The sequence below is a fragment of the Loktanella sp. DSM 29012 genome (assembly GCF_900110705.1).
Classification (GTDB): Bacteria; Pseudomonadota; Alphaproteobacteria; order Rhodobacterales; family Rhodobacteraceae; genus Loktanella; species Loktanella gaetbuli.
In genome coordinates this window covers 7,501-20,132 of record NZ_FOEJ01000001.1, presented here as the reverse complement: position 1 = coordinate 20,132, position 12,632 = coordinate 7,501, and the positions used below count along the sequence as shown (strand labels likewise).

Below are 12,632 nucleotides of genomic sequence, written 5' to 3'. Positions count from 1 at the left end.
ACCCACCCCTTTCGGGGCGCTGCCCCGGACCCCGGAGTATTTCGGGCAAGATGATGCGGAGGGCTGCGCCATGCTAGTCACCGATCACGACCGGGCCGGCGGGTACTGGGGTGCTGTCTATGCGTTTTGCGCCACCAAGGGTTTGCAGGTTGTCATTGACGGTCCCGTGGGTTGCGAAAACCTGCCTGTGACCTCTGTTCTGCATTACACCGACGGATTGCCGCCGCACGAGCTGCCGATTGTCGTCACCGGCCTAGGTGAAACCGAAATGGGCGAAGGCACCGAAGAGGCGATGAAGCGCGCCTGGCAGGTGTTGGATCCCGCACTGCCCGCCGTTGTCGTGACCGGGTCGATTGCCGAGATGATCGGTGGCGGTGTCACGCCGCAGGGCACCAATATTCAGCGTTTCCTGCCGCGAACCATCGACGAGGATCAATGGGAATCGGCTGACCGTGCGATGACATGGCTGTTTACCGAATTCGGCCAGACCAAGGGGCGTATGCCCCCCGAGAAAAAGCGCGAAGAGGGTGCGGCCCCGCGGGTCAACATCCTTGGGCCGATGTATGGCACGTTCAACATGCCGTCAGACCTGGCTGAAATCCGGCGTCTGGTCGAAGGCATCGGCGCTGACGTCAACATGGTCATGCCGCTGGGCAGCCATCTGGCCGAGATGCGCAATCTGGTGAATGCCGACGTCAACATCTGCATGTATCGTGAATTTGGTCGCGGGCTATGCGAGGTGCTGGGCAAGCCGTATCTGCAAGCCCCCATGGGGATCGAACAGACGACGAAATTTCTGCGCACTTTGGGTGGTTTGCTGGGCCTCGACCCTGAACCATTTATTGAGCAGGAAAAGCATTCCACGCTGAAACCGATCTGGGATCTGTGGCGGTCGGTCACGCAGGACTTTTTCGCGACATGCGAATTCGCCGTGGTCGCGAACGAAACCTACACCCGCGGCATCCGCAATTACCTGGAAACCGATTTGGGATTTCCCTGCGCTTTTGCGGTGTCCCGTGTGCGCGGCAAGAAAACGAACAACGACGAGGTGCGGCACATGATGCACACCAAACGTCCACTGATCGTGATGGGGTCGATCAACGAAAAAATGTACATGGCCGAAATGAAGGCCGGGTTCGGACCCGCACCCGCCTTTATTCCCGCCAGCTTTCCCGGGGCCGCGATCCGCCGGCATACCGGCACGCCTTTCATGGGCTACGCCGGTGCGACCTATCTGCTGCAAGAGGTTTGCAACGGGCTGTTCGATGCCCTGTTCCACATTTTGCCGCTGGGGTCCGACATGGACGCGGGCCCGGCGACACCGACCACCACACGGCAGTTGCCGTGGGATGCCGACGCGCAGGCGCGTCTGGATGAAATCGTGGCCAGCCATCCGATCCTGACCCGGATCTCGGCGGCCAAATCATTGCGCGACGCCGCTGAAAAATCGGCCCGCGACAACGGGGACGACCGCGTGGTGCTGACCACCGTGGCGGCGCTTCAATCAGGAGGACAGACATGACTGACTTCACCACAAACCAGATGGTCCGCGATCGCACGGCACCGCCCAAGCGCGAGTATTATGCGTATTTCGCGCTGATCTTTGCGGCGACGCTGCCGCTGTCGCTATTGACCTGGGTGCTGAAGGCCGCGCGCCGGATGGAGCTGCCCGAAAAGGGCCCCATCGCCAGCGCCTGGAGCCAGGCCCGTATCATCACGCCGCACATCTTCAGTGCCTAGCGTTTCGAATTTCGCCGGTCCCCGGACTTGCGGATACCACGAGGGAGGAGCCCTCGTAAGACCCGGCCGCCGGGGTGCGCGGCGTCAGTTCAAAGTTGGAGACTAACGATGGCTGATAAAACTGACCTGTCCTTTACAGGTCTGACAGACGAGCAAGCGCAGGAGCTGCACACAGTCTACATGAGCGGATTTGCGATCTTTACCGCGGTCGCAGTCGTCGCTCACGTACTGACGTACATCAAACTGCCCTGGTTCAACTGGAGCTAAAGGAGACCTATCATGGCACAGTTCTACAAGATCTGGCTCATTTTCGATCCGCGCCGCGTTTTCGTGGCACAGGGCGTCTTCCTTTTTCTGCTGGCAGCGATGATTCACCTCGTCCTGCTGAGCAATCCGGAGACGAACTGGTTCAACCGTGCATTCGGTAGCGAAATGGCCGCTGAATAAGCATTGAAACTTCGCCGAGGGCGGGGTGACCCGCCCTCGGTAAACAACAAACGATACGGCCATGGGGGCCGCGTCACGCAACGAGGGGACGCATAATGGCGCAACTCAGCTTCGAGCGAAAATACCGCGTCCGCGGCGGGACGCTTGTCGGAGGAGACCTGTTCGATTTCTGGGTGGGGCCGTTTTATGTCGGCTTCTTCGGGGTCGTGACCTTCTTCTTTTCGGCCTTGGGCACAATTCTGATTTTCTACGGTGCGAGTCAGGGACCGACCTGGAACCCGTGGTTGATTTCCATCAATCCACCCAGCCTGGAGGTGGGCCTTGGGGCCGCGCCACTGCTGGAAGGCGGGTTGTGGCAAATCATCACCATCTGCGCCGTCTTCGCCTTTGTCGGCTGGATGATGCGAGAGGTCGAAATCTGCCGCAAGCTGGGCATCGGTTATCACGTGCCGTTCGCATTCGGCGTCGCGATTTTCGCCTATGTCACACTGGTCATCATCCGCCCCGTCCTTATGGGCGCCTGGGGTCACGGATTTCCCTACGGCATCTTCAGCCACCTCGATTGGGTCAACAACGTGGGATACGCCTACGGCAACTTCCACTATAACCCCGCCCACATGGTCGCGATCAGTTTCTTCTGGATCACGGCACTGGCGCTGGCGTTGCACGGATCGCTGATCCTGTCGGCCATGAACCCGGCCCGCAAAGGCGATGTCGTGCGTTCGCCTGATCACGAAGACACCTATTTCCGCGATCTCATCGGTTATTCGATCGGGCCGCTGGGCATCCACCGTCTGGGTCTGTTCCTGGCGCTGATGGCCGGTTTTTGGTCAGCCGTCTGCATCGTGATTTCCGGCACCATCTGGTTCGAGGAATGGATCGTCTGGTGGGACTGGTATTACGAACTGCCCTGGTGGGTGAACCTGTAAGGAGGAATGAGACATGCCTGAGTATCAAAACATCTTTACGGCCGTCCAGGTTCAGGGTCCTCCCGAAATGGGCGTCAGCGAAGGCGACCTGACCACCGATTTCGAACGGTCCAAGAAGGCGGGCTTTTCGACACTGGCGGGTATTTTCGGCAACGCCCAGATCGGTCCGGTGCATCTGGGACCATACGGTCTGGTCGCGGTCATCGGATTTGCTGCGTGGTTCTTTATCATCGGCATGGCGTTCTGGGATCAGGCGGATTATTCGCCGGGGATCTTCTTGCGCGATCTGTTCTGGCTGTCGCTGGACCCGCCGCCAGCCGATTACGGTCTGGGCTTTGCCCCGCTGGACGAAGGTGGCTGGTGGCTGATTTCCAGCTTCTTCTTTGGGGTGGGCTGCATCGCATGGTGGATCCGCACCTATACCCGCGCCACGGCGCTGGGGATGGGCCATCACGTCAGCTGGGCCTTTGCCGCGCTGTTGTGGCTGATCTTTGTGCTGAACTTCTTTCGTCCGATTGCCATGGGCAGCTGGTCCGAAGGCGTCCCCTACGGCGTGTTCAGCCACCTCGATTGGACCAATCTGTTTTCGATCACCTACGGAAACCTGTTCTACAATCCGTTCCACGCGCTTTCGATCGCGTTCCTTTATGGCTCTGCCCTGCTGTTCGCGATGCATGGCGCAACCATTCTGGCGGTCAGCCGTTTCGGCGGCGACCGAGAGCTGGAACAGATCGTGGACCGCGGCACGGCAACGGAACGCGCCGCCTTGTTCTGGCGCTGGACCATGGGGTTCAACGCCACGATGGAAGGCATTCACCGCTGGGCCTGGTGGTTCGCTGTCCTGACACCGCTGACCGGCGGCATCGGGATCCTGCTGACCGGCACGGTTGTCGACAATTGGTTCGCCTGGGCACAGATCCACGGCTATGCGCCAGTCAACTAAGGAGCGTGCGATATGAATAGCGACGAAACTTCGACCAACTTGCTGGGCGTCAGCAACAAGTCCCGGCTGGCTGGTGACGTGCTGATGCTGATGCTCAAGGGGGCAGGCTATGCCGCGATCGTGGTTCTGTCGATCTGGGCGGTGATCGCAATCATCGCGCTGGTCGGACGCGCCCTGCCCGAAGAGAGCAGGCAGCAACCCGACCCCACGCCGCTGTCGTGGGACATGTCCATCACGGACCTGAAACGGGTCTGATAAGCGTTTCCCCGGCGCGCGTCGTGCGCCGGGGCATAGGGATCGGTCGACTGTTTGCAGTCGGTCCGGTGGGTGCCTCGCTTCCCGGCTGCGGCACCTGTTCCCGTCCTGTTGGCTACAGGGCTGAACGTCGTCGGACCCAGGTCCGGCGGCGTTCTTTAGTCTCTACCCTGTCCGCGATTTGGTCAAATGCTTTGCGCGCGGCGCAAAAACGACCGCGATGGGTCAAACTGGATCATTGCAACGCATCCCGTGCTAACATAGCTCTGTCGCAGCAATCAGGAGGCGATCATGGCCGAGGACGTGTTTTTGCAATTTTTGGCTGACAATCTGGTTCTGATCCTGCTCGCGATCTTTTTGATCGTCTGCATCCTTGCGGGTGTCCGGATCGTGCCGCAGTCCGAAAAATTCGTTGTCGAACGGCTGGGCCGCCTGCGGGCGGTGTTGGGGCCGGGGATCAATTTCATCATTCCCTTTCTGGACCGGGTCAAACATCAGGTCAGCATTCTGGAACGTCAGTTGCCCACGATGCAGCAGGACGCGATCACATCGGACAACGTGTTGGTGCAGGTTGAAACCAGCGTGTTCTACCGCATCATCGAACCCGAAAAGACGGTGTACCGTATCCGCGACGTAGACGGCGCCATCGGCACCACGGTCGCAGGCATCGTCCGGTCAGAGGTCGGCCGGATGGAACTGGATCAGGTGCAATCCAACCGGTCCAGCGTGATTGCCGCCGTGCGCGAACAACTGGCCCAGCAGGTCGATGACTGGGGGATCGAGGTGACGCGCGCCGAAATTCTGGACGTCAATCTGGATGCCGCGACCCGTGCTGCGATGTTGCAGCAGCTGAACGCCGAACGCGCCCGCCGCGCCCAGGTGACCGAGGCCGAGGGCAAGAAGCGGTCAGTCGAATTGCAGGCCGATGCCGACCTCTATGCCGCAGAACAAGAGGCCAAGGCCCGCCGCGTTCTGGCCGACGCCGAAGCCTATGCAACCCAGGTGGTGGCGGTCGCGATTGCGGAAAACGGACTGGAAGCGGCGCAGTACCAGGTCGCGCTGAAACAGGTCGAGGCGCTGAACAAGCTGGGGTCCGGGCCGGGCAAGCAGACCATCATCCTGCCCGCCGACGCGGTCGAGGCATTCGGCAACGCGTTCAAAATGCTGCGGGGCAAGGTCTGATGGCGCTGTGGTCCGTCTGGTGGGTCTGGATGTCGGCGGCGCTGGCACTTGCCACGCTCGAGGTGATGGTGCCGGGCTACATCTTTTTGGGGTTTGCCGCTGGCGCAGCAGCGCTTGGGCTGATCCTGCTGGTTGCGCCGATCAACGCGCTGGCTTGGGTACTTGTGATTTTCGCGGTCCTGTCATTGCTGGCCTATCTGGCGATGCGCCGGGTCTTTGGACTTCCAGGGTCCAAACCCAAGGTCTGGGATCGCGATATCAACGACTGAAAAAATGGGCCCGCCAAATGTGACGGGCCCACAGTAAAAGGTCGGCCAAGGGGTGCGATCACTCTTGGGACAGAGGCAGGGATCGCAGCCGAACCTTCGGAAGGGATGGTATTCAGACGTGGGACAGCAGATTTGATCCGCTGTCGGACATGCGCAATGCGTGGCGTGCAAGACCGGATTTGACGCGTTCCATGTCCATCGTCATCGGGCCGGCAACCTGACAGGGGTAGCGGAACGTCTGACCTGCGCGGCGAATGTCGACGCGTGCTTCGAATGCGCCGGCGGTGGCGTTGTAGCTGACGGAACCGAGGTTGATCTGTGTCATCGTGTTACTCCTGCTCAAAAGGCCAGCGAATTCCGTTGCTTGGCCCTGACTGTTGCAAGAGTAACGAGCCGTCGGCGAAAAAAGTTCCGGGCTCGTATAAAAAACGTTTACATCGCCTGATGGCTGTGGGCCGCGTTCATCTGTGCGAGAATCGATTGCGCGGCTGATTTGGGGTCCTTGTCTTGCCAGATCGGGCGCCCGACAACGATGTGGTCAGCCCCGTCCTGTATGGCGCTTTGAGGTGTAGCAACGCGTTTCTGGTCCCCCAATGCAGCACCCGATGGACGCACCCCCGGTGTGACGATCAGGCGGCCTTGCGATTCGGGCAGGGCGCGGATTGCGGCGGCCTCTTGGGGGGATGCGATGATGCCGTCAGCGCCGGCGTCAAAGGCGCGGCCTGCACGTTCGACCACCAGATCCGGTACCGCGCCGTCGCGGATCATGGACGCGTCCAGATCGGCGCGGTCCAGCGAAGTCAGGATCGTCACGGCAAGGATTTTCAGATCACTGCCAGCGGCCCCCTGTTTGGCAGCGCGCACCACATGCGGATCGCCGTGGACCGTCAGGAAATCGATATCGAACTGGGCAAAACCCCGCACCGCAGCCTCGACTGTGGCACCGATGTCGAACAGCTTCATGTCCAGAAAGATGCGTTTGCCTTGGTCCTGCTTGAGTTCGTTAGCCAACGCGAGGCCGCCACCGGTCAACATGCCCAGCCCGATCTTGTAGAATGAAACCGCATCCCCGAGGGTCTGTGCCAGTTCCAGCCCCGCAATTACATTGGGCACATCAAGGGCGACAATCAGGCGGTCATCGGCGGGCAGGGACATGGCAGCTTCCTTTTCGCGGGTAAATGTCGTTTAGGGAAGGAACCGAAAAAGGGCAATGTGACAGGCCGGTCTGAATTGACCACATCCCGTGAAACCCTATTTATAGATGAACGCGCCGGAACCGGCGAAAGATGAAGGATGAGACACAGATGGCGAATTCAACTGGCGGTATGTCCGGCAACCCGTTTTTCATGATTGTCGGTCTCGGCGTTGGTGCAGCCGCGCTGATCGCGATCGCCATCGCGGCGACTGCGCCGCATGTCGGAGAGGCCGTAGGGTCCGGCCCGCAGGTCGATGTTGCCGAAGAGGCCGAACCGGCCACGGCTGATGACGCCATGGAAGAGCCCGCAGCAGAAGACATGACCGAAGAGGCCGCACCGGCTGAGGAAGAAGCCGCTCCGGCTGAGGAAGAGTCCGCTCCGGCTGAGGAAGAGGCTGCTCCGGCAGAGGAAGAAGCTGCACCGGCTGAGGAAGAGGCTGCTCCGGGTGAGGAAGAAGCTGCGCCTGCCGAGGAAGAAGCTGCTCCCGCAGAGGAAGAGGCCAGCGACAACGCCGAATCCGAGGCTGTGGAAGAGGCAACCGATGGTGACACCGTCGGTGAAGGCGCACCTGACCCCGATGCTGCCGTCGAAGAGCAAAGCGGCAATGCCGTCACACCTGAAGATACCGATGCCACAACGTCCCCGACATCTGACACGGCAGCCGAGGCCCCCACGGGTGACGATACAGAGGCCGCTACCGAGGATGCGCCTGCAGAGGTGGAGGGCGACGAAAGCGTCACGACCGAAAGCGGTCTGGTCATCGACGAGGTTGTCGATCCCGATCAGGGTGCCGCAGGCGGTCCTGATCCGGACGGTGGTGCTGCACCGTTCTTTCCGACTCCTTCCGGTCCCGAAGGTGCTGACGGCGATCCGCTGACCAACAACTGATCTGGGTCTTGATGACCTGACGAAACGCGGGCCCGTTTGCGGGCCGCGTTTTGCGTTTGAGGCGCGTAGAAATCGACTGCGGCAGACTTGCAACACCTGCTGACCCCACCCATTTCTATTCTGAGGCCCAGAACGGGCGTGCCGCAAAGCGGGCGCCGAGACAGGGTGCTTTACAGGAGAGATGACATGAACCTCGAAAAATTCACGGAACGGTCGCGCGGTTTCATACAGGCCGCCCAGACCATCGCTATGCGCGAAGATCACCAGCGCGTCTTGCCCGAACACCTGTTGAAAGCCGTCATGGACGACGAACAGGGGTTGGCGAATAACCTGATTACCAAGGCCGCTGGCGATGCTGCGGTCGTGCGTGCTGCCGTCGATGCCGCCGTAGCCAAACTGCCAAGCGTCACTGGCGGCAGTGGCCAGATCTACGTCGATACCTTGACGGCCAAGGTGCTGGACGAGGCCGAAAAGCTGGCGTCCAAGGCCGGTGACAGCTTTGTTCCTGTCGAACGCATTCTGACGGCGCTGGCGGTGGTCAAATCCAAGGCCAAGGATGCGCTGGACGCCGGCAAGGTGACGGCCATGGGCCTGAACAGCGCGATCAACGACGTGCGCAAGGGGCGCACGGCCGACAGCGCGAGCGCCGAAGATGGCTATGACGCCCTGAACAAATACGCCCGCGACCTGACAGAAGCCGCCCGCGAAGGGAAAATCGACCCGATCATTGGCCGGGACGAGGAAATCCGCCGCGCGATGCAGGTGCTGTCGCGCCGGACCAAGAACAACCCTGTGCTGATCGGCGAACCGGGCACCGGCAAAACCGCGATCGCAGAGGGTCTTGCCCTGCGCATCGTCGATGGCGATGTGCCGGAAAGTCTGCGCAACAAGCGCCTGATGGCGCTGGACATGGGGGCGCTGATTGCCGGTGCAAAATATCGCGGCGAGTTCGAAGAACGACTGAAGGCGATCCTCAAGGAAATCGAGGCCGCCGCAGGCGAGGTGATCCTGTTCATCGACGAAATGCACACGCTGGTGGGGGCGGGCAAATCGGATGGTGCGATGGACGCGGCCAACCTGATCAAGCCGGCGCTTGCGCGTGGCGAGCTGCATTGCGTGGGTGCGACGACGTTGAACGAATACCGCAAGTATGTCGAAAAGGATGCGGCCCTCGCACGGCGGTTCCAGCCGATCATGGTCGAGGAGCCGACCGTTGTGGATACCATCAGCATTCTGCGTGGGATCAAGGAAAAGTACGAGCTGCACCACGGCGTGCGGATCGCCGATGCCGCATTGGTCGCTGCTGCCACGCTATCGCACCGCTACATCACCGACCGGTTCCTGCCCGACAAGGCGATCGACCTGATGGACGAGGCCGCCAGCCGCCTGCGGATGGAAGTGGACAGCAAGCCAGAGGCGCTGGACGCGCTGGATCGCGACATCATGCAAAAGCAGATCGAGCAGGAGGCCCTGCGCAAGGAAGACGACGCGGCGTCCAAGGAACGGCTGGCACGGCTGGAAAAGGATCTTGCCGAATTGCAGGAACGCGCTTCGGAAATGACGGCTGCCTGGCAGGCCGAGCGTGACAAGCTGGAGGGCGCGCGCGAGGTCAAGGAGCAGCTCGATCGCGCCCGCGCCGAGCTGGACATCGCCAAGCGCGAGGGCAACCTCGCCAAAGCCGGAGAGCTGTCCTATGGCGTAATCCCGCAGCTGGAACGCAAGCTGGCGGAAACCGACGGTGACGATCAGGTGGTCGAGGATGCCGTACGCCCTGAACAGATCGCCGAGGTCGTCGAGCGCTGGACCGGTATTCCCACGTCCAAGATGTTGGAAGGCGAACGTGACAAGCTGCTGCGCATGGAAGAGGCGCTGGGTGCCCGCGTCATCGGACAAGAGTTTGCCGTGCGCGCGGTGTCTAACGCCGTGCGCCGCGCACGCGCGGGTTTGAACGACGAGGCGCGGCCGCTGGGGTCGTTCCTGTTCCTGGGGCCAACCGGCGTCGGCAAGACCGAACTGACGAAATCCCTAGCGGATTATCTGTTCGACGATGACAACGCGATGGTGCGTATCGACATGAGTGAATTCATGGAGAAACACGCCGTGTCCCGCCTGATCGGCGCGCCTCCGGGCTATGTCGGCTACGACGAAGGTGGCGTGCTGACCGAGGCGGTGCGGCGCAGACCCTATCAGGTCGTGCTGTTCGACGAGGTCGAAAAGGCACACCCCGACGTGTTCAACGTCCTGTTGCAGGTGTTGGATGACGGTATTCTGACCGACGGGCAGGGGCGGCGCGTGGATTTCAAGCAGACCCTGATCATCCTGACCTCGAACCTTGGGTCGCAAGCGCTGAGCCAATTGCCAGAGGGTGCGGATTCCGCGGCGGCCAAGCGTGATGTGATGCAAGCGGTGCAGGCGCATTTCCGGCCCGAATTCCTGAACCGGCTGGATGACACCGTCATATTTGACCGGCTCAGCCGCGACGACATGGGCGGGATCGTCGATATCCAGTTGCGGCGGTTGGAGCGCCGTCTGGAAAGCCGCAACATCACGCTCGACCTCGATGCGGCGGCGCGGCAGTGGCTGGCCGACGAAGGCTATGATCCCGTGTTCGGCGCGCGCCCGTTGAAGCGCGTGATCCAGCGGGCCATTCAGGATCATCTGGCCGAAATGATTCTGGGTGGTGATGTGCGTGACGGGGATACCGTCCAGATCAGCGCCGGTGCCGATGGTTTGATCGTGGGCGACAGGGTCAGTGCGACCCGGCTGCCCAAACCTGAAATCGTCCACTGAACACGGACGGGGGCGGGCCGATGCCCGCCCCCTTTTCTTGTGCGGGGCCGTGACGGCGTGATGGCGGGGAACCGCGTCATGGTGCAATGTGTTGAAACGCAATCATGTCCAACGGAGGCACAGCATGCGCATCATGACCATTCGCAGCACGATTTTCGCCAGCATCGCGGCACTCGGCCTTGTGGCCTGCGATGACGGACCGACACTGGTGTCCGAACAACAGGTCGCGCAGATGGGATTGCAGGAATGGAATGCGATCCAGCAGCAGGTCCCGGTGTCGAACAACGCGGCCTATCAGAACCGGCTTGATCGTGTGACGCGCCGCCTGCTGGACGCCGCCGGTGAGAATTCTTCCAGTTGGCGCTGGCAGGTGTTTCAGAGCCCTGAACCAAATGCCTTTGCCCTGCCGGGAAAGAGGATCGGTGTGTTTTCAGGCATGATGCAGATTGCCAGCACCGATGCGGAACTGGCCGCGGTCGTGGGGCACGAGATCGCGCATTTGCAGGCAAATCACGGAGCGGAACGAGTGTCGGCCCAGATGGCCAGCGAAATCGGATTGAGTGTGCTGGACGCTGCATTGGGTGCGCGCGAGGTCGCGGGCCGCGAACAGATCGGGTCGGCCCTGGGCATGGGGGTGCAATACGGTGTCCTGCTGCCTTATTCGCGCCGGAACGAGCTGGAGGCAGATCGCTTGGGTATCGCGTTGATGGATGCAGCGGGTTACGACCCGCGCGCTGCCCTGACATTTTGGGAAAAGATGAGCCGTGCCAGCAGTCGCAGCCCCGAGTTCCTGGCGACCCATCCCGCGCCGAACACGCGGATTCAGCAGATCGAGGCGATCATCGCCGATTTGTAGAACGAGGCCCAACAACGCAAAAGGCCCCGGCAATTGCCGGGGCCTTTCTCTGTCGCTGATGCGGCGATTACATCGGCGGCAGAATAACGGTGTCGATCACATGGATCACGCCATTGGTGGCTGCGATGTCGGCGGTCGTGACCGTTGCGTCGTTGACCATCACGGAATCACCCACGGTGATCGTGACATCGGCACCGTTGACGGTTGTGGCGTTCATGCCATCGGACAGGTCCGTGGACATCACGGAACCCGGCACGACGTGATACGTCAGGACGGCGGCCAGTGCTTCGGGATCTGCCAGCAGACCCTCGACTGTGCCTTCGGGCAGCGCGGCAAATGCCTCATCTGTCGGTGCAAACACGGTGAACGGGCCTTCGCCCTTCAGCGTCTCGACCAGGCCAGCGGCCTCAACGGCTGCAACCAGCGTGGTAAAGTTGCCGGCTTCGACAGCGGTGTCCACGATGTCTTTTTCAGCGGCGTGGGCGGCGGCAAACGCACCGGTGCCCAAGGTCATCAGGGCGGCGGTCGTCATAAAGGTACGGCGTAGCATTTTGTCGTCTCCTAGTTTGATCCAACAGCGTCATGCGCTGTATGCTTCCCAATGCCCCTCTCGCGCGAAAGTTTCGTAGCCTTCTGCGGCAGCATGTCACTGGTCAGACCTAGGTCTGTCACTAAGCTGCGATAGTTTTATTTTTCAAATGCCATCTGTGTGATCGCCCGTGAGTTTTCGTGATCGATTTCACCCCCTGATTGTGCGGCATTTCAGTGGCTGGCTGCATCGTGAGAAACCTTTCAGTCAATCCATGCGTATATAGAGAGACACAAAAAACGAGGGAGCGCCGCATGGCCTATCGCTGGAAGAACGACCTGACACCCGCAGACGTCACACCAAAGTCCCTGTTCCTGAACAGGCGCCAGTTGATCGCGGGCACGGCAGGTCTGGGTGCGATCGCCGTCGCGGGCGGCGCACGGGCGCAGGACGCACTGGTGCCCAACAGCTTTGAGGACATCACGACCTACAACAACTTTTATGAATTCGGCACCGGCAAGACCGATCCTGTACAGAACGCCAGTGCCATGGTGATCGACCCTTGGACCGTGACCATCGACGGTATGGTGGACAACCCCGGCGAATAT

At 61.0% G+C, this 12,632-nt stretch carries 16 protein-coding genes (1 of these 16 running past the window's edge); 13 read left to right on the top strand and 3 right to left on the bottom strand.

The features are described 5' to 3' along the window. The first annotated feature begins 70 nt into the window (after positions 1-70). From bchZ to BMX27_RS00075, 9 genes are all read left to right on the top strand, one after another. A complete protein-coding gene (bchZ, locus tag BMX27_RS00115) occupies positions 71-1,522 on the top strand; it encodes a chlorophyllide a reductase subunit Z (RefSeq protein WP_090157924.1) in 1,452 nt (483 codons plus the stop codon). Next, positions 1,519-1,740, top strand: a complete 222-nt coding sequence (pufQ, locus tag BMX27_RS00110; protein WP_056029176.1) for a cytochrome PufQ — start codon at positions 1,519-1,521, stop codon at positions 1,738-1,740. Before bchZ ends, pufQ begins: the two co-directional genes overlap by 4 nt. Before the next feature lie 108 nt (positions 1,741-1,848). Then, positions 1,849-2,007 (top strand): light-harvesting antenna LH1, beta subunit, encoded by a 159-nt coding sequence (pufB, locus tag BMX27_RS00105; protein WP_056029173.1) that lies wholly within the window; start codon positions 1,849-1,851, stop codon positions 2,005-2,007. 12 nt (positions 2,008-2,019) lie between these two features. After that, positions 2,020-2,187 carry a light-harvesting antenna LH1, alpha subunit gene (gene pufA / locus BMX27_RS00100; protein WP_056029170.1) on the top strand — a complete coding sequence of 56 codons (168 nt, stop codon included), beginning with the start codon at positions 2,020-2,022 and terminating at the stop codon, positions 2,185-2,187. A gap of 95 nt (positions 2,188-2,282) precedes the next feature. Then, positions 2,283-3,116, top strand: a complete 834-nt coding sequence (gene pufL / locus BMX27_RS00095; protein WP_090157923.1) for a photosynthetic reaction center subunit L — start codon at positions 2,283-2,285, stop codon at positions 3,114-3,116. Positions 3,117-3,129: 13 nt separating this feature from the next. Then, positions 3,130-4,059 (top strand): photosynthetic reaction center subunit M, encoded by a 930-nt coding sequence (gene pufM / locus BMX27_RS00090; protein ID WP_090157922.1) that lies wholly within the window; start codon positions 3,130-3,132, stop codon positions 4,057-4,059. Positions 4,060-4,071: 12 nt separating this feature from the next. Next, positions 4,072-4,314 (top strand): RC-LH1 core complex protein PufX, encoded by a 243-nt coding sequence (pufX, locus tag BMX27_RS00085; RefSeq protein WP_090157921.1) that lies wholly within the window; start codon positions 4,072-4,074, stop codon positions 4,312-4,314. Between the two features lie 291 nt (positions 4,315-4,605). Next, positions 4,606-5,496 (top strand): SPFH domain-containing protein, encoded by an 891-nt coding sequence (locus BMX27_RS00080; protein WP_090157920.1) that lies wholly within the window; start codon positions 4,606-4,608, stop codon positions 5,494-5,496. Then, positions 5,496-5,765, top strand: a complete 270-nt coding sequence (locus BMX27_RS00075; protein WP_090157919.1) for a hypothetical protein — start codon at positions 5,496-5,498, stop codon at positions 5,763-5,765. Before BMX27_RS00080 ends, BMX27_RS00075 begins: the two co-directional genes overlap by 1 nt. A gap of 112 nt (positions 5,766-5,877) precedes the next feature. Here BMX27_RS00075 and BMX27_RS00070 read toward each other — a convergent pair whose 3' ends face one another. After that, positions 5,878-6,090 (bottom strand): orotidine 5'-phosphate decarboxylase, encoded by a 213-nt coding sequence (locus BMX27_RS00070; RefSeq protein WP_090157918.1) that lies wholly within the window; start codon positions 6,088-6,090, stop codon positions 5,878-5,880. Between the two features lie 107 nt (positions 6,091-6,197). After that, a complete protein-coding gene (pyrF, locus tag BMX27_RS00065) occupies positions 6,198-6,920 on the bottom strand; it encodes an orotidine-5'-phosphate decarboxylase (protein ID WP_090157917.1) in 723 nt (240 codons plus the stop codon). A gap of 149 nt (positions 6,921-7,069) precedes the next feature. Between pyrF and BMX27_RS00060 the strand changes: the two genes are divergently transcribed. The 3 genes from BMX27_RS00060 to BMX27_RS00050 all read left to right on the top strand — a co-directional run bounded on the left by BMX27_RS00060 (position 7,070) and on the right by BMX27_RS00050 (position 11,495). Further along, positions 7,070-7,849: a hypothetical protein gene (locus tag BMX27_RS00060; protein ID WP_143056765.1), complete on the top strand. Its 780-nt coding sequence runs from the start codon at positions 7,070-7,072 to the stop codon at positions 7,847-7,849. A gap of 186 nt (positions 7,850-8,035) precedes the next feature. Further along, positions 8,036-10,639, top strand: a complete 2,604-nt coding sequence (gene clpB, locus BMX27_RS00055) for an ATP-dependent chaperone ClpB (protein WP_090157915.1) — start codon at positions 8,036-8,038, stop codon at positions 10,637-10,639. A gap of 124 nt (positions 10,640-10,763) precedes the next feature. After that, complete coding sequence (locus BMX27_RS00050) at positions 10,764-11,495, top strand: M48 family metallopeptidase (RefSeq protein ID WP_090157914.1); 732 nt, start codon at positions 10,764-10,766, stop codon at positions 11,493-11,495. A gap of 67 nt (positions 11,496-11,562) precedes the next feature. Here the strand turns inward: BMX27_RS00050 and BMX27_RS00045 are convergent, their stop codons facing one another. After that, the gene (locus tag BMX27_RS00045) at positions 11,563-12,045 is read right to left on the bottom strand and encodes a fasciclin domain-containing protein (RefSeq protein WP_090157913.1); all 483 of its coding nucleotides are present in this window, start codon (positions 12,043-12,045) and stop codon (positions 11,563-11,565) included. A gap of 293 nt (positions 12,046-12,338) precedes the next feature. Between BMX27_RS00045 and msrP the strand changes: the two genes are divergently transcribed. Next, positions 12,339-12,632: the beginning of a protein-methionine-sulfoxide reductase catalytic subunit MsrP gene (gene msrP / locus BMX27_RS00040; RefSeq protein WP_090157912.1), read on the top strand. 609 nt of this gene lie beyond the right edge of the window; only the first 294 of its 903 coding nucleotides appear in the window; it begins with the start codon at positions 12,339-12,341; its stop codon lies beyond the right edge, outside the window.